The 24,875-nt window shown below is 63.5% G+C and carries 27 protein-coding genes; 22 read left to right on the forward strand and 5 right to left on the reverse strand.

The window, feature by feature from the left end; genetic code table 11:
* Nucleotides 1-142: 142 nt before the first annotated feature.
* Together FEM01_RS20385 and FEM01_RS20390 are read right to left on the reverse strand one after the other, a co-directional pair.
* Nucleotides 143-394: a DUF3077 domain-containing protein gene (locus FEM01_RS20385; protein ID WP_138221279.1), complete on the reverse strand. Its 252-nt coding sequence runs from the start codon at nt 392-394 to the stop codon at nt 143-145.
* Complete coding sequence (locus tag FEM01_RS20390; RefSeq protein WP_138221280.1) at nt 391-618, reverse strand: hypothetical protein; 228 nt, start codon at nt 616-618, stop codon at nt 391-393. The genes FEM01_RS20385 and FEM01_RS20390 overlap by 4 nt, the downstream gene beginning before the upstream one ends.
* A gap of 416 nt (nt 619-1,034) precedes the next feature.
* On the opposite strand from FEM01_RS20390, the gene FEM01_RS20395 reads away from it, so the two are divergent.
* The 3 genes from FEM01_RS20395 to FEM01_RS20405 all read left to right on the forward strand — a co-directional run bounded on the left by FEM01_RS20395 (nt 1,035) and on the right by FEM01_RS20405 (nt 3,500).
* Nucleotides 1,035-1,658, forward strand: coding sequence for a glutathione S-transferase (locus tag FEM01_RS20395; protein ID WP_138221281.1), 624 nt, complete (start codon nt 1,035-1,037; stop codon nt 1,656-1,658).
* A gap of 133 nt (nt 1,659-1,791) precedes the next feature.
* Entirely contained in the window at nt 1,792-2,724 is a 933-nt protein-coding gene (locus tag FEM01_RS20400) for an ABC transporter ATP-binding protein (protein ID WP_138221282.1), read from the forward strand.
* Entirely contained in the window at nt 2,721-3,500 is a 780-nt protein-coding gene (locus FEM01_RS20405; protein WP_138221283.1) for an ABC transporter permease, read from the forward strand. The genes FEM01_RS20400 and FEM01_RS20405 overlap by 4 nt, the downstream gene beginning before the upstream one ends.
* On the opposite strand, the gene FEM01_RS20410 is transcribed toward FEM01_RS20405, so the two are convergent.
* Complete coding sequence (locus FEM01_RS20410; RefSeq protein WP_138221284.1) at nt 3,384-4,025, reverse strand: DUF2062 domain-containing protein; 642 nt, start codon at nt 4,023-4,025, stop codon at nt 3,384-3,386. The genes FEM01_RS20405 and FEM01_RS20410 overlap by 117 nt on opposite strands.
* 143 nt (nt 4,026-4,168) lie before the next feature.
* On the opposite strand from FEM01_RS20410, the gene FEM01_RS20415 reads away from it, so the two are divergent.
* The 8 genes from FEM01_RS20415 (at nt 4,169) to murB (ending at nt 11,204) form a co-directional block, all read left to right on the forward strand.
* Nucleotides 4,169-6,364, forward strand: a complete 2,196-nt coding sequence (locus tag FEM01_RS20415) for a DNA internalization-related competence protein ComEC/Rec2 (RefSeq protein WP_138221285.1) — start codon at nt 4,169-4,171, stop codon at nt 6,362-6,364.
* Between the two features lie 309 nt (nt 6,365-6,673).
* Nucleotides 6,674-7,309 (forward strand): MotA/TolQ/ExbB proton channel family protein, encoded by a 636-nt coding sequence (locus tag FEM01_RS20420; RefSeq protein ID WP_138221286.1) that lies wholly within the window; start codon nt 6,674-6,676, stop codon nt 7,307-7,309.
* Nucleotides 7,306-7,740: an ExbD/TolR family protein gene (locus FEM01_RS20425; RefSeq protein ID WP_138221287.1), complete on the forward strand. Its 435-nt coding sequence runs from the start codon at nt 7,306-7,308 to the stop codon at nt 7,738-7,740. The genes FEM01_RS20420 and FEM01_RS20425 overlap by 4 nt, the downstream gene beginning before the upstream one ends.
* Nucleotides 7,740-8,744 (forward strand): tetraacyldisaccharide 4'-kinase, encoded by a 1,005-nt coding sequence (gene lpxK / locus FEM01_RS20430; protein ID WP_138221288.1) that lies wholly within the window; start codon nt 7,740-7,742, stop codon nt 8,742-8,744. The genes FEM01_RS20425 and lpxK overlap by 1 nt, the downstream gene beginning before the upstream one ends.
* A gap of 33 nt (nt 8,745-8,777) precedes the next feature.
* Complete coding sequence (locus FEM01_RS20435; RefSeq protein ID WP_125463219.1) at nt 8,778-8,963, forward strand: Trm112 family protein; 186 nt, start codon at nt 8,778-8,780, stop codon at nt 8,961-8,963.
* Nucleotides 8,960-9,724, forward strand: a complete 765-nt coding sequence (gene kdsB / locus FEM01_RS20440) for a 3-deoxy-manno-octulosonate cytidylyltransferase (protein ID WP_138221289.1) — start codon at nt 8,960-8,962, stop codon at nt 9,722-9,724. Before FEM01_RS20435 ends, kdsB begins: the two co-directional genes overlap by 4 nt.
* Nucleotides 9,724-10,188: a low molecular weight protein-tyrosine-phosphatase gene (locus FEM01_RS20445; protein ID WP_138221290.1), complete on the forward strand. Its 465-nt coding sequence runs from the start codon at nt 9,724-9,726 to the stop codon at nt 10,186-10,188. The genes kdsB and FEM01_RS20445 overlap by 1 nt, the downstream gene beginning before the upstream one ends.
* Nucleotides 10,185-11,204, forward strand: a complete 1,020-nt coding sequence (gene murB / locus FEM01_RS20450; RefSeq protein WP_138221291.1) for a UDP-N-acetylmuramate dehydrogenase — start codon at nt 10,185-10,187, stop codon at nt 11,202-11,204. Before FEM01_RS20445 ends, murB begins: the two co-directional genes overlap by 4 nt.
* Before the next feature lie 109 nt (nt 11,205-11,313).
* Here murB and rne read toward each other — a convergent pair whose 3' ends face one another.
* Nucleotides 11,314-14,502 (reverse strand): ribonuclease E, encoded by a 3,189-nt coding sequence (gene rne, locus FEM01_RS20455; protein ID WP_138221292.1) that lies wholly within the window; start codon nt 14,500-14,502, stop codon nt 11,314-11,316.
* Nucleotides 14,503-15,279: 777 nt separating this feature from the next.
* On the opposite strand from rne, the gene rluC reads away from it, so the two are divergent.
* The 3 genes from rluC to FEM01_RS20475 are packed head-to-tail and all read left to right on the forward strand — an operon-like array spanning nt 15,280 to nt 17,908.
* Entirely contained in the window at nt 15,280-16,239 is a 960-nt protein-coding gene (rluC, locus tag FEM01_RS20465) for a 23S rRNA pseudouridine(955/2504/2580) synthase RluC (RefSeq protein WP_138221293.1), read from the forward strand.
* Complete coding sequence (locus FEM01_RS20470; RefSeq protein ID WP_138221294.1) at nt 16,236-16,916, forward strand: HAD family hydrolase; 681 nt, start codon at nt 16,236-16,238, stop codon at nt 16,914-16,916. Before rluC ends, FEM01_RS20470 begins: the two co-directional genes overlap by 4 nt.
* Before the next feature lie 2 nt (nt 16,917-16,918).
* Nucleotides 16,919-17,908 carry a S49 family peptidase gene (locus FEM01_RS20475; RefSeq protein ID WP_138221295.1) on the forward strand — a complete coding sequence of 330 codons (990 nt, stop codon included), beginning with the start codon at nt 16,919-16,921 and terminating at the stop codon, nt 17,906-17,908.
* A gap of 44 nt (nt 17,909-17,952) precedes the next feature.
* On the opposite strand, the gene FEM01_RS20480 is transcribed toward FEM01_RS20475, so the two are convergent.
* Nucleotides 17,953-18,531: a Maf family protein gene (locus FEM01_RS20480; RefSeq protein WP_138221296.1), complete on the reverse strand. Its 579-nt coding sequence runs from the start codon at nt 18,529-18,531 to the stop codon at nt 17,953-17,955.
* A gap of 95 nt (nt 18,532-18,626) precedes the next feature.
* On the opposite strand from FEM01_RS20480, the gene FEM01_RS20485 reads away from it, so the two are divergent.
* The 8 genes from FEM01_RS20485 to pabC all read left to right on the forward strand — a co-directional run bounded on the left by FEM01_RS20485 (nt 18,627) and on the right by pabC (nt 24,874).
* Complete coding sequence (locus FEM01_RS20485; RefSeq protein ID WP_138221297.1) at nt 18,627-19,154, forward strand: YceD family protein; 528 nt, start codon at nt 18,627-18,629, stop codon at nt 19,152-19,154.
* Nucleotides 19,155-19,167: 13 nt separating this feature from the next.
* Nucleotides 19,168-19,350, forward strand: a complete 183-nt coding sequence (rpmF, locus tag FEM01_RS20490) for a 50S ribosomal protein L32 (RefSeq protein WP_008096416.1) — start codon at nt 19,168-19,170, stop codon at nt 19,348-19,350.
* 3 nt (nt 19,351-19,353) lie between these two features.
* Nucleotides 19,354-20,364: a phosphate acyltransferase PlsX gene (gene plsX, locus FEM01_RS20495; protein ID WP_138221298.1), complete on the forward strand. Its 1,011-nt coding sequence runs from the start codon at nt 19,354-19,356 to the stop codon at nt 20,362-20,364.
* Nucleotides 20,365-20,524: 160 nt separating this feature from the next.
* Entirely contained in the window at nt 20,525-21,463 is a 939-nt protein-coding gene (fabD, locus tag FEM01_RS20500; RefSeq protein WP_138221299.1) for an ACP S-malonyltransferase, read from the forward strand.
* Nucleotides 21,464-21,479: 16 nt separating this feature from the next.
* The gene (gene fabG, locus FEM01_RS20505; RefSeq protein ID WP_138221300.1) at nt 21,480-22,220 is read left to right on the forward strand and encodes a 3-oxoacyl-ACP reductase FabG; all 741 of its coding nucleotides are present in this window, start codon (nt 21,480-21,482) and stop codon (nt 22,218-22,220) included.
* 204 nt (nt 22,221-22,424) lie between these two features.
* Entirely contained in the window at nt 22,425-22,661 is a 237-nt protein-coding gene (acpP, locus tag FEM01_RS20510) for an acyl carrier protein (RefSeq protein ID WP_009685065.1), read from the forward strand.
* A 153-nt stretch (nt 22,662-22,814) separates the two neighbouring features.
* Entirely contained in the window at nt 22,815-24,059 is a 1,245-nt protein-coding gene (gene fabF / locus FEM01_RS20515; protein ID WP_138221301.1) for a beta-ketoacyl-ACP synthase II, read from the forward strand.
* Nucleotides 24,059-24,874, forward strand: coding sequence for an aminodeoxychorismate lyase (pabC, locus tag FEM01_RS20520; RefSeq protein WP_138221302.1), 816 nt, complete (start codon nt 24,059-24,061; stop codon nt 24,872-24,874). The genes fabF and pabC overlap by 1 nt, the downstream gene beginning before the upstream one ends.
* Nucleotide 24,875 lies beyond the last annotated feature (1 nt).

Raw genomic sequence — 24,875 nt, forward strand, 5'->3', positions numbered from 1 at the left:
CCGGTCGTACACCGCGAACACCGGCGAAGCCGGTGCCATACACCGCGTCGCCTGTTTCGCGGGCAAGCCCGCTCCCACAGGGAACTCGCCAGTTTTCAAATACTGAGCAAGACAGTTACTCCCACACAGGCAGCGGGCTGAATCAACGCCGCCTTTTCATGCCCAGTTCCATGTCATCGATCAACCCCTTGGCCAGGGCGCTGAGCACGCGCGCCGAGCTGCCCGACAACACACAGCCCTCCATTTCAGCCTCGCAGGTCAGGTGACGAATGCAGCCCAGCAGCACCGACAGCTCGCCGAAGGCATCCTCGAAAGGCACGCCTGGACGGATCTGGTACAACTCCAGGCATTCGGTGCGGCCGGCAGTGGCCCAGGTGATGGGCGGGGCGCTCATGAGTCTCCCCCTGGCTGGTAGCGGTTCAGGGCGCTGCACAGCTCGGCCAGATAAGTGCTGGCCAAGAGCAGGGTGTCGCGGTTCGGCCCAGGCTCGGCGCTGGCGTGCAGGTCGAGGAGGTCGACCAGGCAGGTGGCCAGGCTGGCTCTTTCGGCGTCGAGTTGTGCTTGGGTCAGATAGGCGGCGGGAATGAAGCGGGGTGGATCTGGGACAAGCTTTTTCATGGTGGAACTCCTTAGGCATGATTGGAGTTGCTACCTGATCGTTCTCACAGGATTGGGTGGCAACCGTGCGAGGGGTGAGAACCCGGCCCCTAAGGATTGACCGGTCAGGACGAACCTGCCCCCGCACAGCTGCCATATAGCCGAGCGGCGATCGTTTAGGGGCGGCGGGTTCTCACACCCGGTCACCAAATGTGGCGACCAGGTGAAATTATCCGTGTGGGATTTCCCCAGCAATGCGGCTGCTTCTGGCAAGCGCGTAGGATAGTTCCGAGGCGCGCCAGGACTGAAGCATTTGGTTTCAGCTTGGGAAATGTCCTACAGCTTGAGGGCGCCATCACGCCACACTCCCTCACAATCCGCATAATTTCCAAGCCTGGAGTAGACTGTCCAGCCTCCGCATCCATAAGGAAGTCGTCATGCTGAAGATCTGGGGTCGCAAGAATTCGAGCAACGTGCGCAAGGCGCTGTGGATCGCCCATGAACTGGGTCTGGATTTCGAGTCCATCGACGCGGGCGGCGCCTTCGGCGTGGTCAACGAGCCGCACTACCGCGCGCGCAATCCCAACGGCCTGGTGCCGATGCTCGAAGACGGCGACCTGACCCTGTGGGAGTCCAACGCCATCGTGCGCTACCTGTGCGCCGAATACGGCGCCGAGCAGGGCTGGTACCTGGAAGACCCACGCCAGCGCGCCCTGGCCGACAAGTGGATGGACTGGACCACCTCAGCCTTCGCCGCGCCATTCCGTCCGCTGTTCTGGGGCCTGTTGCGCACCCCTGAGGACCAGCGCGACTGGGTGGCGATCAACGCGGCGCACAAGCAGTGCGCGCAGTTGCTGGCGATGGCTGATGAAACCCTGGCCAAGCAGCCGTACCTGTCCGGTGACCAGATCGGCATGGGCGACATCCCACTGGGGTGCTTCGCCTATGCCTGGTTCGAGATGCCCATCGAGCGTCCGGCGATGCACCACCTGCAAGCCTGGTACGAACGCCTCAAGCAACGCCCGGCCTACCAGGCAGCGGTGATGACCGCCCTGACATGACGCCACTTCGATAGTCATTATCAATAGATGTGACTGTACTTGTACGGCCAGGCCTTGCACCATGGCCGTACTCACTGCGCCAGTGACTTCACCTGGCGTGTCCTGAACCTTTTGCATTGGTACGTGACCCGCTATGAGTTCTGCCCTGTCCATCCGACAGCTGACCAAGACCTACGGCAACGGCTTCCAGGCCCTCAAGGGTATCGACCTGGATGTCGCCGAAGGTGACTTCTTCGCCTTGCTCGGCCCCAACGGCGCCGGCAAATCCACCACCATCGGCATCCTGTCCACCCTGGTGAACAAGACCAGCGGCACGGTCAACGTGTTCGGCCACGACCTGGACCGCGAGCCTGCGGCGCTCAAGCGCTGCCTGGGCGTGGTGCCCCAGGAGTTCAACTTCAACCAGTTCGAGAAGGTGTTCGACATCGTCGTCACCCAGGCCGGCTACTACGGCATCCCACCCAAGGTGGCCAAGGCCCGCGCCGAGCAATACCTGACCCAACTGGGGCTGTGGGACAAGCGTGACGTGCCCTCGCGCGCGCTGTCTGGCGGCATGAAGCGCCGGCTGATGATCGCCCGTGCACTGATCCACGAACCGCGTCTGTTGATCCTCGACGAGCCGACTGCGGGGGTGGACATCGAGCTGCGCCGTTCGATGTGGAGCTTCCTCACCGAGCTTAACCAGAAAGGCATCACCATCATCCTCACCACCCATTACCTCGAAGAAGCCGAGCAGCTGTGCCGCAACATCGGCATCATCGACCACGGCACCATCGTCGAGAACACCAGCATGCGCCAACTGCTGGGCAAGCTGCACGTCGAGACCTTCGTGCTCGACCTCAAGCATGACCTGCCTGGCGCGCCGGTGCTGCAAGGCTACCCGTGCCGCCTGATCACCCCGCACACCCTGGAAGTGCAGGTGGACAAGGACATCGGCATCACCGCGCTGTTCGGCCAACTGGCGCTGAACAACATCGAGGTGCAGAGCCTGCGTAACAAGACCAACCGACTCGAGGAGCTGTTCGTGTCCCTGGTGGAAAAGAACCTGTCGAAGGTGGCCGTATGAGTGTGGAACTGCGCACCAACTGGGTCGCCCTGAACACCATCGTCTACCGCGAGGTGCGGCGCTTCCTGCGCATCTGGCCGCAGACCCTGCTGCCGCCTGCGATCACCATGGTGCTGTACTTCGTGATCTTCGGGAACCTGATCGGCCGGCAGATCGGCGACATGAACGGCTTCACCTACATGGAGTACATCGTGCCGGGGTTGATCATGATGTCGGTGATCACCAACTCCTACGGCAACGTGGTGTCGAGCTTCTTCGGCAGCAAGTTCCAGCGCTCGATTGAAGAGTTGATGGTCTCGCCTGTCTCGCCGCACACCATCCTGGTCGGCTATGTGCTTGGCGGCGTGCTGCGCGGGCTGGCAGTGGGGGTGATCGTGACCTTCCTGTCGCTGTTCTTCACTCACCTACAGGTGCATCACCTGGGCGTGACCGTGGTGGTGGTACTGCTAACCGCGACCATCTTCTCGCTGCTGGGCTTCGTCAATGCCGTGTTCGCGCGTAACTTCGACGACATTTCGATCATTCCGACCTTCGTGCTGACGCCTTTGACCTACCTGGGCGGGGTGTTCTACTCGATCAACCTGCTGCCGCCGTTCTGGCAGACTGTGTCGCTCGCCAACCCCGTGCTGCACATGGTCAACTCGTTCCGCTACGGCATCCTAGGAGTGTCGGACATCAGTATTGGCACGGCGATCAGCTTCATGCTGGTGGCCACCGCGGTGCTCTACGTGCTGTGCGTCCGCCTGCTGGTCAGCGGTCGTGGCATGCGTGCCTGAGGCCTTTGCCGGCGCGCAGCGACACTGGCGCCGGCGCCACTGCCGGCCCACCCACCAGCGCCAGTAGAGGTGGGTGGTGAAGTAGGCGGCAACGCCCAGCACCACCCCGCACACCACCGAGCCCAGCAGGAACGGTTGCCAGAGCGTTGCCAGCTGGTCGGTGACCCAGTCGACGGTGATTTCTTCGGGCAAGCTGCGCGGCGGCACCTGCATCAGCCAGGCGCCGGTCATGTAGGTAACGAAGAACACCGGCGGCATGGTCAGCGGGTTGGTCAACCACACCAGGCTGACGGCGATGGGCAGGTTGCCACGCACCGGAATTGCCAGCGCGGCGGCCAGCAGCATTTGCATGGGGATGGGAATCAGCGCGGCGAACAGGCCCACGCCCATGGCCCGTGCCACCGAATGCCGGTTGAGGTGCCAGAGGTTCGGGTCGTGCAGCAGCTTGCCGAAGAAGCGTAACGACTTGTGTTCCCGGATGCTGGTCGGGTCCGGCATGTAGCGTTTGAACAGACGGCGCGGCATGTGGGCTCCCGGCGGGTTTAAGGGGCTAAGTATGCCTCCATTCAACCTGCGCCTCGTTCAGAGTTTGTGACAATTGTTGAGCAAGCATTTCCCCAGGATCGGCTAAGCCTCACAGGCCTTATTCGCTTCTGGAGTGCTATCTCATGCGCACAGGGATGCTTGCGCTGGTGCTCGGGCTGCTCAGCCTGCGTTTTCTACCTGCCTTGCCATCGGTCGGCTGGCTGATTGCTGCTGTTCTGCTGGCGCTGGCGTGCCTGCGCACTCGGCTGTGGCCACTGGGCTGCTTCGCGCTGGGTCTGTGTTGGGCCTGTTGGTCTGCGCAGCAGGCGCTGGACGACCGCCTGGCACCGCCACTTGATGGTCGAACCTTGTGGCTGGAGGGGCGGGTGGTAGGGTTACCCGTGCAGACCGCCCAAGGGGTGCGCTTCGAACTCGAACACCCGGTAGCGCGACGTGCCGAACTGCCCCGGCGCATGCAGTTGAGCTGGTTCGAAGGCCCTGAGTTGCGTGCAGGCGAGCGCTGGCGCCTGGCCGTCCACCTGCGCCACCCGCATGGCTTGCTCAACCCCCACGGCCCGGACCGTGAGGCTACGCTGTTGGCCAGGCGCATTGGCGCCACTGGGACGGTCAAGGCCGGTGAACGCGTGGGCGAGCCGGCCGTCAGTTGGCGAGACGGCATTCGCCAGCGCTTGCTGGCCACTGATGCGGGGGGCCGCGAGGCGGCCCTGGTGGCGCTGGTACTGGGCGATGGCGCAGGGTTGGCGCGCGAGGACTGGAACGCCCTGCAAGCCACCGGCACGGTGCACCTGCTGGTGATCTCGGGCCAGCACATCGGCTTGTTGGCGGGATTGGTCTATGCGCTGGTGGCCGCGCTTGCGCGGCTGGGCCTGTGGCCTGCGCGGCTAGCGTGGCTGCCTTGGGCGTGCACGCTCGGCATGGCGGCGGCGCTGGGCTATGGCTGGCTGGCGGGCTTCGGTGTACCGGTGCAGCGTGCCTGCCTGATGCTCGCGGTGGTGCTGTTGTGGCGCCTGCGTTTTCGGCATGTGGGGGCCGGCACGCCGTTGCTGCTGGCAATGCTTGGGGTGTTGCTGATCGAGCCGTTGGCCAGCCTGTTGCCGGGGTTCTGGTTGTCGTTCGCAGCGGTGGCGGTGCTGGTGCTGTGCTTCTCGGCCCGACTGGGCGCCTGGCGGCCCTGGCAGGCCTGGACGCGCGCGCAATGGGTAATTGCCGTGGGGCTGCTGCCCTTGTTGCTGGCGCTTGGTTTGCCGGTGAGCCTGAGCGCGCCGTTGGCCAACCTGGTGGCGGTGCCCTGGTTGAGCCTGGCCGTGTTGCCGTTAGCCTTGCTGGGTACCGCGCTGCTGCCGGTGGCATGGGCCGGGGAGGGTTTGCTGTGGCTGGCGGGCCTTTCGTTGCAAGGGCTGTTCGCGGTCTTGGGCTGGGCTGCGCAATGGCAACCTGCGTGGATACCCGAGCCGCTGCCGACGTGGGCTTGGCTGTTGGTATGCCTGGGGGCGCTGCTGGTGCTGCTGCCTGCAGGGGTGCCTTTGAGAATGCCGGGGGCAGTGATGCTGCTGGCGTTGTGGGCCCCGCGTGAGGCGGTGCCGCCTGGCCAGGTCGAAGTGTGGCTACTGGATGTTGGCCAGGGGCTTGCGGTGCTGCTGCGCACGCACCAGCACAGCCTGTTGTATGACGCAGGGCCTGCGCGCGGCACTACCGACCTGGGCGAAACGGTGGTGCTGCCGACCTTGCGCAAGCTTGGCGTCAAGCAACTGGACCTGCTGCTCATCAGCCACGCCCACGCCGACCACGCCGGGGGTGCCGATGCTATTCGCCGGGGCCTGCCGGTGTTGCGCGAACTGGGCGGCGAAGACACGGGAGGGGCGCTGTGTGCGCGCGGCGAGCGGTGGAACTGGGACGGTGTCGAGTTCGCGCTCTGGCATTGGCCGCAAGGACCTTCGAGCAACGAGCGCTCCTGCGTGCTCTGGGTCCAGGCCAACGGCGAGCGGTTGCTGCTGGCCGGCGACATCGAGGCGGGTGCCGAGCGGGCCTGGCTGGCCAGCACCGACGCCCCCCGAATCGATTGGTTGCAGGCGCCGCACCATGGTAGCCGCACGTCATCGGGTGAGGCCTTGCTCAAGGCCACTGCGCCGCGTGGCGTATTGATCTCGCGCGGGCGCCACAACGGCTTCGGGCATCCCCATCCTCAGGTGCTCGAGCGTTATCGACGCCAGGGTGTGCAGGTGCATGACACGGCATTGCAGGGGGCGCTGCGCTTGCGCCTCGGGCGCCATGACGGGGTGATCGGGGAGCGCGCCGGGCACCGGTTCTGGCGGCCCTGATCGCGCTTCTATAGAACTGCACATAACTTGTTGATTTAGCGGAGATCTGTGGGAGCGGGTTTACCCGCGAAACAGGCGACTCGGTGTGTGGCACCGGCTTCGCCGGTGTTCGCGGGTAAACCCGCTCCCACAGGGTACGCGGCGCGCTTGCAATTTCAGTTCTCTGCGCGACAGCGCAGCTCGGCAGGGCTGGGTGAACTCTTACAGGGGGCTTGTGGTTTTTAGAGTTGCTGTTGCCTGACCTCCGGCAGATGAGCCCTCGGCGCGCCTATGGTAGAGTGGCGGCCTTTTTCCAGGGGGATGCTAACTGTGTGGGAATTGGTCAAGTCCGGTGGCTGGATGATGCTGCCGATCATCCTGAGTTCCATCGTTGCCATGGCGATCGTGGTCGAGCGCCTGTGGACCCTGCGTGCCAGTCGCGTCACCCCACCGCACCTGCTGGGCCAGGTGTGGATGTGGATCAAGGACAAGCAACTGACCAGTGACAAGCTCAAGGCCCTGCGCGCCGATTCTCCCCTCGGCGAAATTCTCGCCGCCGGCCTGGCCAATTCGCGTCACGGCCGCGAAATCATGAAAGAGTGCATCGAAGAGGCCGCCTCGCGGGTCATCCACGAACTGGAGCGCTACATCAGCACCCTTGGCACCATCGCCGCGATGGCTCCGCTGTTGGGCCTGCTGGGCACCGTGCTGGGCATGATCGACATCTTCAGTGCGTTCATGGGCTCGCAGATGACCGCCAACGCCGCTGTGCTCGCCGGTGGTATCTCCAAGGCCCTGGTGACTACCGCCGCTGGCCTGATGGTGGGCATCCCGGCGGTGTTCTTCCACCGCTTCCTGCTGCGCCGCATCGATGAGTTGGTGGTGGGCATGGAGCAGGAAGCGATCAAGCTGGTCGAAGTGCTGCAAGGCGACCGTGAGGTCGAAGTGGCCGGAGGCAAGGCGTGAAGTTCCGGCGCAACCGTCAGCGTGAGAACGTCGACATCAACCTCGCGTCGCTGATCGACGTGGTGTTCGTGCTGCTGCTGTTCTTCGTGGTCACCACCACCTTTACCCGCGAAACCCAACTGCGCGTCGAGCTGCCCGAGGCGGCCAGCGCCACGCCGGGTCAGCCCGATGAAGGCAAGCTGATCGAGGTCACCATCAGCGCGGATGGCGTGTACTCGGTGAACAACCACCTGTTGCCCAAAAGCGACCTGGACACCCTGACCGAGGCGATCGAGAAGGAATCCGGCGGTGATGTGACGCTGCCGCTGGCTATCAGTGCCGACGGCAAGACCCCGCATCAGGCTGTGATCACCGCAATGGATGCGGCCGGCAAGCTCGGCTTCAGCAAGTTGCGCATGACCACCGTCGAGGCCGCGCAGGGTAATCCCTGATGGCTTTCGCCGACCGACTCCTCGCGGCCTGGTATGCCGGGCACCCTGCGCTGGCGCTGCTGCGCCCGCTGGAGGCGCTGTATCGCCGGGTGGTAACCCGCAAGCGCGCGCGTTTCCTCACGGGCGATAGCCCAAGCTACCGCGCCCCCGTGCCGGTGATCGTGGTCGGCAACATCACTGTCGGCGGCACCGGCAAGACGCCGATGATCCTCTGGCTGATCGAACACTGCCGCCAACGCGGCCTTAAGGTTGGCGTGGTCAGCCGTGGCTACGGCGCCAAGCCCCCCCATCATCCCTGGCGGGTCGCCGCCGACCAGCCCGCCGAGCAGGCCGGTGACGAACCGCTGCTGATCGTGCAGCGCTCCGGCGTGCCGTTGGTGATCGACCCCGACCGTGCCCGTGCGGTACAGGCGTTGCTGAACAGCGACGCCCCCGACCTGATCCTGTGCGACGACGGCATGCAGCACTATCGCCTGGCCCGTGACCTTGAGCTGGTGCTGATCGACGCCGCGCGTGGCCTGGGTAACCGTCGTTGCCTGCCCGCCGGGCCGCTGCGCGAGCCGGCCGAGCGCCTGCTGGAGGCGGATGCGGTGTTGTTCAACGGCGCTGCGGCGGACCGTGACGAGGGCTTTGCCTTCAGCCTGCAACCCACCGCGCTGATCAACCTGCGCAGCGGCGAGCGCCGCGCGCTGGACCTGTTCCCCGCCGGGCAGGCGCTGCATGCGGTGGCCGGTATCGGTAACCCGCAACGTTTCTTCAATACCCTGCTGGGGCTAAACTGGCAGCCGGTGCCGCACCCTTTCGCCGATCATGCGCCTTACAGTCGCGAGGTACTGTCATTCAGCCCGTCGCTGCCGCTGGTGATGACCGAGAAGGACGCGGTCAAATGCCGGCCATTCGCCGCCGACGACTGGTGGTATCTGGCGGTCGATGCGGTGCCGTCGCCGGCCTTCAGGGCCTGGTTCGACAACCAGCTCGCTGGCCTGCTGCCTGCCCGGCCCTGAGTCTTTTTCAATGCCTTTCTCAAGGACACCTGCATGGACACCAAACTGCTCGACATCCTGGCCTGCCCGATCACCAAGGGGCCGCTCAAGCTCAGCGCCGACAAGACCGAGCTGATCAGCAAGGGCGCAGGCCTGGCCTACCCGATCCGTGACGGTATCCCGGTGATGCTGGAAACCGAGGCGCGCACCCTGACCGACGAAGAGCGCCTGGACAAATGAGCCTGGACTTCACCGTGGTGATTCCCGCCCGCCTGCGCTCCACGCGCTTGCCGGGTAAGCCGCTGCTGGCGATTGCCGGCAAGCCGATGATTCAGCATGTGTGGGAGCAGGCGCGCAAGAGTGGTGCAGCGCGCGTGGTCATCGCGACGGACGATGCCAGCATCGTCGAGGCCTGCCAGGCGTTTGGCGGCGAAGTCCTGATGACCCGCGCCGACCATGAGTCGGGCACCGATCGCCTGGCCGAAGTCGCCGCCCAGCTGGGGCTGGCCGCCGATGCCATCGTGGTCAACGTGCAGGGTGACGAGCCGCTGATTCCGCCGGTGATCATCGATCAAGTGGCGGCTAACCTGGCCGCGCACCCCGAGGCCGGCATCGCCACCTTGGCCGAGCCGATCCATGAGCCGCATAGCGTGTTCAACCCCAACGCGGTCAAGGTCACCAGCGACAAGAACGGCCTGGCGCTGACCTTCAGCCGCGCGCCGCTGCCGTGGGCCCGCGACGCCTTTGCCCATGACCGCGAGCAACTGCCTGCAGGTGTGCCGTACCGCCGCCATATCGGCATGTATGCCTATCGCGTGGGCTTCTTGCAGGACTTCGTCGGTTGGGGGCCGTGCTGGCTCGAGCAGACCGAGGCGCTGGAGCAACTGCGTGCGTTGTGGCATGGCGTGCGGATCCACGTCGCCGATGCCATCGAGGCGCCGGCAGTGGGCGTCGACACCCCAGAAGACCTGGAGCGCGTGCGGCGCTTGCTGGAGGCCTGATGCGCGTTCTGTTCGTCTGTCTTGGCAATATCTGCCGTTCACCTACCGCTGAAGGCGTGCTGCGCCATCAATTGCAGGCCGAAGGCCTCGCTGAGCGGGTGCAGGTGGCGTCCGCCGGTACGGGTGACTGGCACGTCGGCAAGGCACCCGACAGCCGTACCTGCAAGGCCGCGCTGGCGCGTGGCTACGACCTCTCGCGCCAGCGTGCGCAGCAGGTCAAGGCGGCGCACTTCAACGAGTACGACCTGATCCTGGCCATGGACAAGAGCAACCTTGGCAACCTACAGGCCTTGCGCCCGCAGGGTAGCCGTGGCGAACTCGACTTGTTCCTGCGCCGCTACGGCGCAGCCCTGGACGAAGTGCCAGACCCTTACTATGGCGGTGCCGACGGCTTCGAGCAGGTGCTCGACTTGGTCGAGGCGGCCTGTCGGGAGCTGGTGCTGGAAATCAAGGGGCGGTTATGACGACGAACTGGCAGGAGCGGGTTTCGCTCAAGCCCTACAACACCTTTGGCATCGACGTGCGAGCACGTTACTTCGCCCAGGCCCATGACGACGACGAGGTGCGCCAGGCCCTGGCCGAGGCTGGCGCACGGCAGTTGCCGGTCCTGGTGATCGGCGGTGGTAGCAACCTGTTGTTGACCGGTGATATCGACGCGCTGGTGCTGCACATGGCCAGTCGTGGTCGACGCTTACTCTGCGATGAGGGGGAGCGGGTGGTGGTGGAGGCTGAGGCTGGCGAGCCTTGGCATCCCTTTGTGCAGTGGAGCTTGGAGCAGGGCTTGTGTGGCCTGGAAAATCTCAGCCTGATCCCAGGCACCGTGGGCGCCGCGCCGATGCAGAACGTCGGCGCCTACGGGGTGGAGATCAAGGACGTGTTCGCCGGCCTTACCGCACTTGATCGCCAGACCGGTGAGCTTCGGGACTTCTCGCTTGAAGAATGCGACTTTGGCTACCGTGACAGCCTGTTCAAGCGTAAGCCTGGCCGCTGGTTGATCCTGCGTGTGCGATTCGTGCTTGGCCGCTCGCTCAATGCCCACCTGGACTATGGTCCGGTGCGCCAGCGCCTGGCAGAGCAGGGCGTTGAAACGGTCACCGCCAAGGCGATCAGTGCGGCGATTTGCAGCATCCGCCGCGAGAAGTTGCCAGACCCAGCCGAGCTGGGCAATGCCGGCAGCTTCTTCAAGAACCCGGTGGTGACGGGTGCATTGGCCGAAAGGATCCGCGCGCAATACCCCAACGTAGTGGCTTATCCGCAGGCTGATGGGCAAGTGAAGCTGGCTGCTGGCTGGTTGATCGAGCAGGCCGGCTGGAAGGGCCATCGTGAGGGCGATGCCGGTGTGCATCGTTTGCAGTCGCTGGTGCTGGTCAACTATGGGCAGGCCAGCGGTGCGCAACTGCATGCGCTGGCGCAGCGCATCCAGGCCGATATCTTCGAGCGTTTCGGGGTGACGCTTGAGATGGAGCCGAACCTGTACTGAGTCGCAGCCAGTGATACCCGGCGAAGCCGTTAGCCTTTAACCGCAAGGCCCAAAAAGAAAAAGCCCCGCCAGTTTGCACTGGCGGGGCTTTCTCATTCAGCGACCGGAATCAACCGTGATGAGGCTTGTGCTCGTCTTCGGTGGTTTCCAGGGCTGGAGCAGCTTCGGCGGCAGCTTGGGCAGCGGCAGCGGCCTCTGCTTCACGCTTGCGGCGACGCACTTCACGCGGGTCGTTTGGCGCGCGGCCGTTCGACAGCATGACGGTGGCCGGCTCGACCGGCGCCTGTTCGGCAGCCACTGGGGCTGGCTCGGCGGCTGGAGCTTCGACAGGATTGGCCTCGACCACTGGGGCGGGCTGTTCGGCTGCCGGCGCTTCAACGACCGGTGCTGGCTCAGGCTCTGGGGCTTCGACCACAGGCGCTTCTACCACCACAGCCTCAGCGACTGGCGTTGCCACGACAGGGGCAGGCTCGGCAGCTACTTCGGCTGGCTGCTCCACCGGGGCCTCTTCGACGACCGGTTGCGGAGCGACTTCTACCACAGGCGCGATGCTTGGTTCGACGGCCACTGGCTCGCTGACTGGCTGCTCGACGACCGGTGCAATGGCAACGGCTTCGGCTTGTTCAGTGGCTTGCTCGGTGCTTTCGGCCTGGGCCTGGGCAACGGCTTCGCTGGCGCGTTCGGCCTGCTGGTTAGCCTGGGCTTCTGCTTCGGCACTGATGTTGCTGCTGGCGACGGCGGCGGTCACGGCGATACCTGCGGCCAGTTCAGCGCCCAGCTCGGTGGCTTGGTGCTGTTGCGGCTGCTCGTCGTTGCCTTCTTCGTCGCCGCCTTCGATCAGCTCGCCGTTGGCATTGCGCTGGCGTTCACGACGGTTGCTGCGACGGCGCTGGCCACGCGAACGACGGCGTGGACGCTCGCCATCGGCACCTTCCTGCTCGTCCTGCAGCAGCTCTTCGTTCGGCAGTTGCTCTTCGGCAAGCTCGGCGGCCTGTTCGGCAACCTGCTCGTCCGCACGCGGCTGACGCTCTTCGCGTGGCGGACGCGGCTGACGCTCTTCACGTGGAGCACGCTCTTCGCGAGGGGCACGTTCTTCGCGTGGTGCGCGCTCTTCACGCGGGGCACGCTCTTCGCGTGGTGCGCGTTCTTCGCGCGGGGCACGCTCTTCGCGTGGTGCGCGTTCTTCACGAGGAGCACGTTCTTCACGTGGCTGGCGCTCTTCGCGCTCGGCTGGAGTGGCATCCAGCGGCTCACGCAGCTCACGCACGCGTTCCTCACGGTTGCCACGGCGGTCTTCACGCGGCTGGCGCGGTGCGCGTTCTTCGCGAGGTGCGCGTTCTTCACGTGGAGCACGCTCTTCACGCGGGGCACGTTCCTCGCGCGGTGCGCGCTCTTCACGTGGCTGGCGCTCTTCGCGTGGCGCACGCTCGGCACGCTCTTCGCGCGGCTTGCGTTCTTCGTCACGACGACCGTTGCGGTTGCGGCTCTGCTGGCGACCGTTACGGCGCTCTTCGTTGCGCGCCGGGCGCTCGCTGGCCGGTTTCTCGGCCGGGGCAGGGGCGGCGGCGGGCTCTTCCTTGCCGGCGAACAGGCTGACCAGCGACTTGACCAAGCCTTTGAACAGGCTTGGCTCTGGGGCGCTTGGCGCTGCCACGACCGGTGCGGCAGGCTGCGGTTGTTCGGCGCTCGGGACCGGTGCGTTGGCACGCGCTGGTGCGGTCTTCACCGCCGCTTCCTGGCGAACCAGAGTACGGGTGGCGGTCGGCTGCGGGGCCTCTTCGGCTTCGGAGGCGGCGATCTCGTAGCTGGACTGGTTGTTCAGCACTTCCGGGTTGTCGTCGCGCAGGCGCTGGACTTCGAAATGCGGGGTTTCCAGGTGATCGTTCGGCAGAATGATGATGCGCGCACGGGTGCGCAATTCGATCTTGGTGATCGAGTTGCGTTTCTCGTTGAGCAGGAATGCAGCCACCGGGATTGGCACCTGGGCACGTACCTCGGCGGTACGGTCCTTCAGGGCTTCTTCTTCGATCAGGCGCAGGATCGCCAGCGACAGCGACTCGACGTCACGGATGATGCCGGTGCCGGAGCAGCGTGGGCAGACGATACCGCTGCTTTCGCCCAGCGATGGACGCAGGCGCTGACGCGACATTTCCAGCAGGCCGAAGCGCGAGATGCGACCAACTTGCACGCGTGCACGGTCGGCTTCCAGGCATTCGCGTACACGCTCTTCGACCGCGCGCTGGTTCTTGGCTGGGGTCATGTCGATGAAGTCGATCACGATCAGGCCGCCGATGTCGCGCAGGCGCAGTTGGCGGGCGATCTCTTCGGCGGCTTCCAGGTTGGTTTGCAGCGCCGTCTCTTCGATGTCGCTACCTTTGGTGGCGCGCGCCGAGTTGATGTCGATGGAAACCAGGGCTTCGGTCGGGTCGATCACGATCGAGCCACCGGACGGCAGGTCGACGACGCGCTGGAAGGCGGTCTCGATCTGGCTTTCGATCTGGAAGCGGTTGAACAGCGGTACGCTGTCTTCGTACAGCTTCACCTTGCTGGCGTACTGCGGCATCACCTGGCGGATGAAGGTCAGGGCTTCTTCCTGGGCATCGATGCTGTCGATCAGCACTTCGCCGATGTCCTGGCGCAGGTAGTCGCGGATCGCGCGGATGATGACGTTGCTTTCCTGGTAGATCAGGAACGGCGCGGCGCGGTCTTGCGAGGCTTCCTTGATGGCGGTCCACAGTTGCAGCAGGTAGTCGAGGTCCCACTGCATTTCTTCGCTGCTGCGGCCAAGGCCAGCGGTACGCACGATCAGGCCCATGTCGCCGGGAACGGTCAGGCCGTTGAGCGCTTCACGCAGTTCGTTGCGCTCTTCGCCTTCGATGCGGCGGGAGATGCCGCCAGCACGTGGGTTGTTGGGCATCAGCACCAGGTAGCGACCGGCCAGGCTGATGAAGGTGGTCAGGGCGGCGCCTTTGTTGCCGCGCTCTTCCTTCTCGACCTGGACGATGACCTCTTGGCCTTCGCTCAGCACTTCCTTGATGTTGACTCGGCCTTCGGGGGCCTTCTTGAAGTACTCGCGGGAAATTTCCTTGAGCGGCAGGAAGCCGTGACGTTCGGAGCCGAAGTCGACGAACGCGGCTTCGAGGCTAGGTTCGATGCGGGTGATCTTGCCTTTGTAGATGTTGGCCTTTTTCTGCTCACGGGCGCCGGATTCGATATCCAGGTCGTAGAGGCGCTGGCCATCCACCAGTGCTACACGCAACTCTTCGGGTTGAGTCGCGTTAATCAGCATTCTTTTCATGTTGTACCGTCGGTTTCCGGGCTGCCGGAAACGGCGTTCGGCCCACACGACTTGTCATGATAGGTGCCAAGGTGCGCAAAGGGTGGTGTGCCACCCCCGTGTCGAGCAACGTTCGGCACCAGCCGGTTACCCAGCCTGCCGTTGTCGCGACGACGCGTCCTGTTTGCTGCGGTGCAGACCGGAACCTGTGGTATCAGAAGCAACCGACAGGCCTGGTGCACTCAGTCAGGAGGAGGAATCAACCGTCGGCCGTGGATGCTCGTCGAGCGTCTGTTCAGGACATTGTCCGCTTGCCGACCAGTGGTCGGTGGCTGGACGCCGTGCCACACGTTCCGAGGGCTGTGCATCTCCACCCTGCACGTATCCCTGAAAATTCGGTGCTGCCGCGCGCTGAATCCGCAACGGGTTGCATTTTTCGCCAGCTCCGTCACGAGCTGGCGCCATAACATATCCAAGGCAGGTATTTCCGAAGCATTCGCCCGGAATGCGCGGAAACGTCGGTGGCGGGCAGAGGTGCTGCGAAAAGAATCGGGTAAGCAGGTGAAACACCGCACTTGTCGTTTTTTTTCGGTCTTCTCTACACGGCGCTGGTGGCGATTCCAGGCATTCATTAAACTGGCGAGCGCTCCGTAGGACGGCCTCGCGTCCTCGGGAATTGCGATGGTCAGGGCCGGCGTAGAGCCTGTTGCCGCTGGCCTGCCGCTTTTGGCGGCGTTCGCGACTATAGCAGCAATGATTAAGTGCTTCAATTCCATAAAAAATTGTTATGATCCCGCCATGACGACCAATACCCCCCCGACTTCCGGCGTTCAGCTGATCGAAGTGGCGCCCGAGCTTGCCGGCCAGCGCATCGACAATTTCCTCATCACCGCCCTCAAAGGCGTGCCCAAAACCCTGGTCTACCGCATCCTGCGTAAGGGTGAAGTGCGGGTGAACAAGGGGCGTATCAAGCCTGAATACAAGCTCCAGGCCGGTGATATCGTGCGCGTGCCGCCGGTTCGCTTGCCCGAGCGCGACGAGCCGGCGCCAGTGGCCCAAGGGCTGCTGCAGCGCCTGGAAGCTGCGATTGTCTTCGAGGACAAGGCGCTGATCGTGATGAACAAGCCCGCCGGTATTGCCGTGCATGGCGGCAGCGGCCTGAGCTTCGGCGTAATCGAGGCGCTGCGCCAGCTGCGCCCGGATGCCAAGGAGCTTGAGTTGGTGCACCGCCTGGACCGTGACACCTCGGGCCTGCTGATGATCGCCAAGAAGCGCAGCATGCTGCGCCACCTGCATGCTGCCCTGCGTGGCGATGGCGTGGACAAGCGCTACATGGCGCTGGTTCGCGGTCATTGGCCTACCGCCAAGAAGCAAGTCAATGCGCCGTTGCAGAAGAGCAATCTGCGTTCGGGCGAGCGTATGGTCGAGGTGAGCGAGGAGGGCAAGGAGGCGCTGACGATGTTTCGCGTGCTGCGCCGCTTCGGCGAGTTCGCGACGATGGTCGAGGCGCGGCCGATCACTGGACGTACCCACCAGATTCGTGTGCATACCCTGCACGCCGGGCACATGATTGCCGGCGACAGCAAGTACGGTGACGAAGACTTCACCCGTGAAATCCGCGACCTCGGCGGCAAGCGCCTGTTCCTGCATGCCTACCAGCTCACGGTGCCGCTGCCCGATGGCGGCGAGCTCAAGCTGGAGGCTCCGGTGGATGACATGTGGGCCAAGACCGTCGAGCGTCTGGCGTCTGGCTCATGAGCAAGCGTTACGACCTGCTGATCTTCGACTGGGATGGCACGTTGGCGGACTCTGTCGGTCGGATCGTCGAGGCCATGAACCAAGCCGCCGAGCGCGCGGGCGAGGCGTCGTGTAGTGAAGAGGCGATCAAAGGCATCATCGGGCTCGCTCTCGATGAGGCGATCAGTGTGCTGTACCCGCACCTGGCGGTGGCGCAGGTGCAAGCGTTTCGTCAGCATTATGCTGAGATCTACATGGCCCTGGACCAGCAGCCTTCGCCGCTGTTCGAGGGGGTGGTGGAGTCGCTTGAGGCCTTTCGTGCAGAGGGCTACCGTCTGGCGGTGGCCACCGGCAAGGCGCGGCGCGGGCTGGATCGGGTGCTTGAGGTTCACGGCTGGGAACGCTACTTCGATATTACGCGCGGTGCCGACGAGGCGCGGGGCAAGCCGCATCCGTTGATGCTTGAGCAGATTCTGGCGCATTGCCAGGTCGAGCCGGGGCGGGCGCTGATGGTCGGAGATTCTGTATTCGATCTGCAGATGGCCAGCAATGCTGGCATGCATTCGGTGGCGGTGGGTTACGGCGCGATGTCGTTGCAAGCCCTTGCCGAGTTCGGGCCGCAGGTATGTATCGATCATTTTTCTCAACTGCGCGAGTGGCTGGCAGCCCCGGTGCAGTTCAACTCCCAGGGTAGGTGAGCATGGCTGACGAATGGAAGGCGCCGGAGTCCGATGCTTCGGGCGACGAAGAGCGCAAGAGCTGGAAGCTGCTGGAAAAGACGCTGCTGGCGAGCGTTCAGGAACAGCGCCGGGCGCGGCGCTGGGGGATCTTCTTCAAGCTGCTGACCTTCGTCTACCTGTTCGGCATGCTGGTGTTGTTCACGCCTTTGATGGATGTCGACAAGGCCGCCTCGCGCAGTGCCAGTCACACCGCGCTGGTGGAGTTGCGTGGGGTGATCGCCGATCAGGAGCCTGCCAGTGCCGATAATTTGATCAAGAGCCTGCGTGAGGCGTTCAAGGATCCGAAGACCAAGGCCGTGGTGCTGCGCATCAACAGTCCGGGCGGTAGTCCTGTGCAAGCGGGTTATGTGTATGACGAGATCCGGCGCCTGCGCGCTGAGTATCCGTCTATCAAACTGTATGCGGTGATTGCTGACCTGGGCGCCTCGGGTGCCTATTACATTGCCAGTGCGGCTGACGAGATCTATGCCGACAAAGCCAGTCTGGTGGGGTCGATAGGTGTCACGGCGGCCGGTTACGGCTTTGTCGGTGCCATGGACAAGCTGGGCGTGGAGCGACGCACCTATACCGCAGGTGAGCACAAGGCTTTCCTCGACCCGTTCTCGCCGCAGAAGCCGGAAGAGACCGCATTTTGGCAGGGTGTGCTGGATACCACCCATCGCCAGTTCATCGCCATGGTCAAGCAGGGGCGCGGTGAGCGCTTGAAGGACAAGGACCATCCCGAGCTGTTCAGTGGCCTGATCTGGTCGGGCGAGCAGGCCAAGGCGCTGGGCTTGGTGGATGGTCTGGGCAGTGCCAGCTATGTCGCCCGTGACATCGTTGGGGAGAAGGATCTGGTGGACTTTACCGTGCAGGAGTCGCCATTCGATCGCTTCTCCAAGCGTATCGGCGCCAGTGTGGCTGAGCGTCTGGCGCTTTACATGGGCATGCAGGGGCCTTCGCTGCGGTGAGGCATGCCTGAAGGGGGCGGGGCTAAGTTGGCCCCGCGATGCTTTCAGGGTATCTGCACCCCTTCTTGATGCAGCATGTCCACCAGTCGGATCAGTGGTAGCCCTATCAGGCTCGTGGCGTCGCAGCCATGGGTGCTCTTGAACAAACTCACTCCCAGTCCTTCTGCCTTGAAGCTTCCGGCGCAGTCCAGTGGCTGCTCGGCTGTCACGTAGCGCTCCACGCGCTCGCGGTCCAGTTCGCGCAGGGTCACGGTAAACGGTACGCAATCGACCTGGCAGTGGCCGGTGGCGCTGTTGAGCAGCGCCAGGCCGGTCAGGAAGGTCACCTGTTGGCCGCTGCATTCGAGCAATTGTTCGCATGCGCGCTCGAAGGTGTGCGGCTTGCCGAGGATCTGCTCGCCCAGCACGGCGACCTGGTCGGAGCCGATGATCAGGTAATTGGGGTGGCTGGCGGCCAGGGCCAGGGCCTTTTGTCTGGCCAGGCGCCGGACCAGTTCGGTGGCGGGCTCGTCCGCCAGGCGGCGTTCGTCTAGATCAGGGCTTGCCCAGGTGAACGGCTGGCGCAGGCGAGCGAGCAGTTCGCGTCGGTAGGGGGAGCTGGAAGCCAGTAACAGGGGAAGCATGATAGACTCCTTGGCGTTTGACCCGAATCCTACCATGCGATTAGCGCCTAATTTCCTTTGACAGGGGAGGGGTGCGTAAATAGAATGCTGCGCCTATGTTGAATGACCCGATTCCACCTCACGTTGACCCGCGCAAATTAGCTGATCGTGGCGTAACCCTTAACGGTTCGCTGCAACTCGCTGATTTGGAAAGACTCTGCGACCCGCTTTCCGACAATGTCGGTACGGTGCAGGCGAAGTTCGATTTTGAACGAGATGAACAGCATGTCGTGGTTATCCACAGCGAGCTGGACGTCGAGGTCAAGATGGTTTGCCAGCGTTGTCTTGAGCTGGTCACCCTTCCAATCCACAGCGAATGCACATACGCGGTGGTCAAGGAGGGTGCGAATACCCAGTCGTTGCCGAAAGGCTATGACGTGCTGGAACTGGGCGAAGATCCTTTGGATCTGCAGGCGCTGATCGAGGAAGAGCTTTTGCTTGCCCTGCCGATCGTGCCTGCTCATCATCCGGAAGAATGCCAGCAGCCGGCGGGCGCAGATGAGCCCGAGCCGAGCAAGGACGAGGTATCGCGGTCCAACCCGTTCAGTGTTTTGGCGCAGTTAAAGCGTGACCCAAACGTTTAGGAGTTAATCAATTATGGCTGTTCAGCAGAACAAAAAATCCCGCTCTGCCCGTGACATGCGCCGTTCGCACGACGCCCTGTCGGAAAACGCCCTGTCGGTAGAGAAGAGCACCGGTGAAGTACACCTGCGTCACCACGTTTCGCCAGAAGGCGTATACCGTGGTCGCAAAGTGATCGACAAGGGCGCTGACGAGTAATCCTTGTCCGCTCAGATCATCGCGATCGACGCAATGGGCGGGGACTTCGGTCCCCGCAACATTGTCCAGGCTAGCATTGCCTGCCTTTCGGCTACTCCCTCGCTGCACCTGACCCTCGTCGGTCAACCCTCCCTCCTTGAAGATCTTGTCAGCGGCCTGTCGGCTGCCGATCGCGCGCGCCTGCAGATTGTTGCGGCCAGCGAAGTGGTGGGTATGGACGAGCGTCCGTCGCAGGCACTGCGGGGCAAGCCAGACTCGTCGATGCGTATCGCCCTGGAACTGGTGCGTGACGGCAAGGCCCAGGCCTGCGTGAGTGCCGGCAATACCGGCGCGCTCATGGCGTTGTCGCGTTTCGTGCTCAAGACCTTGCCCGGTATCGATCGCCCGGCGATGGTGGCGGCGATTCCGACCCAGACGGGTTACTGCCAACTGCTCGATCTGGGTGCCAATGTCGATTGCAGTGCCGAGAACCTCTATCAGTTCGCCGTCATGGGCTCGGTGGCGGCACAGGCCTTGGGGGTTCATCGCCCGCGGGTGGCGCTGCTGAACATTGGCACTGAGGACATCAAGGGTAACCAGCAGGTGAAACTTGCGGCTACGTTGCTGCAAAACGCCCGTGGTCTCAACTATGTCGGTTTCGTCGAGGGCGACGGTTTGTACCGGGGCGAAGCGGATGTGGTGGTGTGCGACGGTTTCGTCGGCAACATCCTGCTCAAGTCCAGTGAGGGGCTGGCGACCATGATCGCTGCGCGTATCGAGAAACTGTTCAAGGGCGGCGCGTTGTCGCGGGTCGCGGGTGCGGTGGCGATGCCGCTGCTCAAGCGTCTTCAGGCTGATCTTGCGCCTGCGCGGCACAATGGTGCGAGTTTTCTGGGGTTGCAGGGCATCGTCATCAAGAGTCATGGCTCGGCAGGTGTGCAAGGCTTGCAGAGTGCGATTCAGCGAGCCTTGATTGAAATCCAGGAGAACCTGCCTCAGCGCCTGCACGGGCGGCTCGAAGACCTGTTGCCGTAGGTGCGGTCATTCGTGGAAAAACAAAGACTTTGGGCAGAACGCCCATGAAGTGCTTAAATGTGACCGCTTGGTCTGCGTATCCATCCAAGTGTTCAGATTGCGCGCCCAGCCTTTGGCTTGGCGCACCCTATCCGACGACAAGATCATAAGGGCTTGTTCAATGTCTGCATCCCTCGCATTCGTCTTTCCCGGCCAAGGTTCCCAGTCGCTGGGCATGCTCGCCGAACTCGGCGCCGAAAAGCCGGTGATCGTCGAGACCTTCAAGGAAGCTTCCGAGGCCCTGGGCTACGACCTGTGGAAACTGGTTCAGGAAGGCCCTGAAGAACAACTCAATCAAACCGACAAGACCCAGCCGGCGATCCTCACCGCGTCCATCGCGCTGTGGCGCCTCTGGCTCGAAGAGGGCGGCGCGCAGCCGGCCTTCGTTTCCGGTCACAGCCTGGGTGAGTACAGCGCCCTGGTCGCCGCTGGCAGCCTGTCGCTCAAGGACGCCGTTCGCCTGGTCGAGCGCCGTGGCCAGCTGATGCAGGAGGCCGTGCCGGCCGGGCATGGCGCCATGGCCGCGATTCTTGGCCTGGACGACGCCGTGGTGGTCGAGATCTGCGCCGAAGCTGCCGAAGATCAAGTGGTCAGTGCGGTGAACTTCAACTCGCCTGGCCAGGTGGTCATCGCTGGCAACAAGGCTGCGGTGGACCGTGCCATCGAGCTGTGCAAGGCCAAAGGTGCCAAGCGCGCCCTCCCTCTGGCGGTCAGCGTGCCGTCGCACTGTGCGCTGATGAAGCCGGCTGCCGAACGCTTTGCCGAGTCGGTCAACGCCATCGAATGGAAGGCCCCGCAGATCCCGGTGGTGCAAAACGTCACTGCCGCCATCGCTGCCGACCTCGATACTCTCAAGCAGGACTTGCTGGCGCAGCTGTACCAGCCGGTGCGTTGGGTCGAATGCGTGCAGGCCCTGGCTGCCCATGGTGCGGTCAACCTGGTCGAGTGCGGCCCAGGCAAGGTGCTGGCCGGCCTGAACAAGCGTTGCGCTGACGGCGTGACCACCTACAACCTCAATACCCCTGACGCTGTCGCCGCCACCCGTGCGGCGCTGGCCTGAATCTGGAGACGCTTGCATGAGCCTGCAAGGTAAAGTTGCACTGGTTACCGGCGCCAGCCGTGGCATCGGCCAGGCCATCGCCCTCGAACTGGGTCGCCAAGGCGCCACCGTGATCGGTACGGCCACTTCGGCCTCCGGTGCCGAGCGTATCGCCGCCACCCTCAAGGAGCACGGCATCGCCGGCACCGGCATGGAACTGAACGTGACCAGCGCCGAGTCCGTGGACGCGGTGCTCAGCGCCATTGGCGAGCAGTTCGGCGCCCCGGCCATCCTGGTCAACAACGCTGGTATCACGCGTGACAACCTCATGCTGCGCATGAAGGACGACGAGTGGTTCGATGTGATCGACACCAACCTCAATAGCCTCTACCGTCTGTCCAAGGGCGTGCTGCGTGGCATGACCAAGGCGCGCTGGGGTCGTATCATCAGCATCGGCTCGGTGGTCGGTGCCATGGGCAACGCGGGTCAAGCCAACTATGCAGCTGCCAAGGCAGGCCTGGAAGGCTTCAGTCGTGCGCTGGCTCGTGAAGTGGGATCGCGTGGTATCACGGTCAATTCGGTGACGCCAGGTTTCATCGATACCGACATGACCCGCGAGCTGCCAGAGGCGCAGCGTGAAGCCTTGCAGACCCAGATTCCGCTGGGGCGTCTGGGTCAGGCCGACGAGATCGCCAAGGTGGTTTCGTTCCTGGCATCTGATGGCGCAGCCTACGTTACTGGCGCTACCGTGCCAGTGAACGGCGGGATGTACATGTAAAAACCGCAATGCGATGTGACGGATTGCTTCAAAAAACAGTCATACTGCGAGCCTAAAATCCGTTATAAAGCTGCAACCAGATTCCAGGCAGTGGGTCGGGTGACCAAGTCGAAGGCGTGTTCCGCTTGAAAAGCAGGCGTCTTTCTATAAACTTGGGCACCGGTCAGCTGCCTGACATATGTCCATTAGGAGTGAAAACTAGGTATGAGCACCATCGAAGAACGCGTCAAGAAAATCGTCGCCGAGCAACTGGGCGTCAAGGAAGAGGAAGTGACCGCTGAGAAGTCCTTCGTCGATGACCTGGGTGCCGATTCGCTTGACACCGTTGAGCTGGTGATGGCTCTGGAAGAGGAATTCGAGACCGAAATCCCTGACGAAGAAGCCGAAAAGATCACTACCGTTCAAGCTGCCATCGACTACGTCAAAAACCACCAGGCCTAAGACGTTTCAGTCGACGCTTCTTGTCGGGGAAAACCGCACTGCCTTTGCTGGCGTGCGGTTTTTTCTTTGCAAGGATCGGGGTTTGCTGCCATTCCATTCGCCATGGCAAGTGCACTGGCAAGAAACTCTGTTATCAGGAAAGAGGAGAGTACTGTGTCGCGTAGACGCGTCGTGGTCACCGGTATGGGTATGCTGTCGCCACTGGGTACCGATGTACCGAGCACCTGGCAGGGCATTCTGGCTGGCCGCAGTGGCATCGGGCCGATCGAGCATACGGACCTGTCTGCCTACTCCACCCGTTTTGGCGGCTCGGTGAAAGGCTTTGAGGTCGGGCAATACCTCGACCAGAAAGAGGCCCGCAAGCTGGACTTGTTTATTCAGTACGGCCTGGCGGCCGGTTTCCAGGCGGTGCGTAATGCCGGCCTGGAAGTGACCGACGCCAACCGCGAGCGCATTGGCGTGGCCATGGGCTCGGGCATCGGCGGCCTGACCAATATCGAGGAAACCAGCAAGATCCTGCACGAGAAGGGGCCGCGTCGTATTTCGCCGTTCTTCGTGCCGGGCTCGATCATCAACATGATCTCGGGTTTCCTGTCGATCCACCTGGGTGTGCAAGGGCCTAACTACGCCATTGCGACCGCCTGCACCACTGGCACCCACTGCATCGGCATGGCCGCGCGCAACATCGCCTATGGTGAAGCGGACGTGATGATCGCTGGCGGTGCCGAGATGGCCGCGTGTGGTCTGGGCATGGGTGGCTTCGGGGCTTCCCGTGCCTTGTCGACGCGTAACGACGAGCCCACGCGTGCCAGCCGCCCATGGGACAAGGGGCGTGATGGCTTCGTGCTGTCCGATGGCGCGGGCGCCCTGGTGCTCGAAGAACTCGAGCACGCCCAGGCCCGCGGCGCCACCATCTATGCAGAGCTGGTGGGCTTTGGCATGAGCGGCGACGCCTACCACATGACCTCGCCACCCGACACCGGTGAAGGCGCTGCCCGCTGCATGGCCAATGCCCTGCGCGATGCCGGTATCGCCCCGGAGGACGTCAGCTACATCAACGCCCATGGCACTTCGACGCCGGCTGGCGACGTGGCTGAGGTTGCCGCGATCAAGCGCGTGTTCGGCGAGCATGCCTACAAGCTGGCCGTCAGTTCGACCAAGTCGATGACCGGCCACTTGCTGGGCGCAGCGGGTGCGGTGGAGGCGATCTTCAGCGTGCTGGCCATCAACAGCCAGATGGCGCCGCCGACCATCAACCTCGACGAGCCCGACGAAGGCTGCGACCTGGACTTCGTACCGCATCAGGCGCGCAGCATGCCGATCGACGTGGTGCTGTCCAACTCCTTCGGCTTTGGCGGTACCAACGGTTCGCTGGTGTTCCGCCGGTTCGCCGGTTGATGCACAGCTGGATCGACGGCCAGCCAGGCACTGCGGTAAATCTGCAGAACCGTGGCCTGGCCTACGGCGATGGGCTGTTCGAGACTATCGCCGTGCGTGGCGGCAGGCCCAGCCTGCTGTCACGTCACCTCGATCGCCTGGCGCGGGGCTGCCAACGCCTGGCGATCCAGGCCGACCTTGCGCTGGTCGAGGACGAGTTGCTGCGCTTTGCCCAGCAGTTGGGCGAGGGTGTCGCCAAGCTGGTGCTGACCCGGGGCGACAGCCAGCGTGGCTACGCACCGGCCCCAGGTGTGCAGGCCCGTCGCTTGCTGCAGGGCAGCCCATTACCCACTTATCCTGCAGAAAACGCCGAAGTCGGCGTGCGTCTGTTCCCCTGCCAGACCCGCCTTGCGCAACAGCCCCTGCTGGCCGGCCTCAAGCACCTCAACCGCCTGGAGCAGGTGCTGGCACGTGCCGAATGGCAGGACGGCGCCTACGCTGAGGGCTTGATGTGTGACACCCAGGGACACTTGATCGAAGGCGTGTACAGCAACCTGTTCCTGGTGCGTGACGGTGCGTTGTTGACCGCCGATCTGAGTCGTTGTGGCGTGGCGGGTGTCATGCGTGAAGCATTGCTTGCGCAAGCGCCGTCGTTGGGCGTTGCGATGCACGTACGCGACCTCAGCCTTGACGACCTGCAGCAAAGCGAGGAAGTGTTCGTCTGCAACAGTGTCTATGGCATCTGGCCGGTACGTGAATTCAACGTGCTGAACTGGTCGGTTGGGCCACTCACCCGTAAACTGCAGGCCGTTGCCCGTACGTTACTGGATACCTGAT

The organism is Pseudomonas mosselii, assembly GCF_005796105.1.
Lineage (GTDB): Bacteria > Pseudomonadota > Gammaproteobacteria > Pseudomonadales > Pseudomonadaceae > Aquipseudomonas > Aquipseudomonas mosselii_C.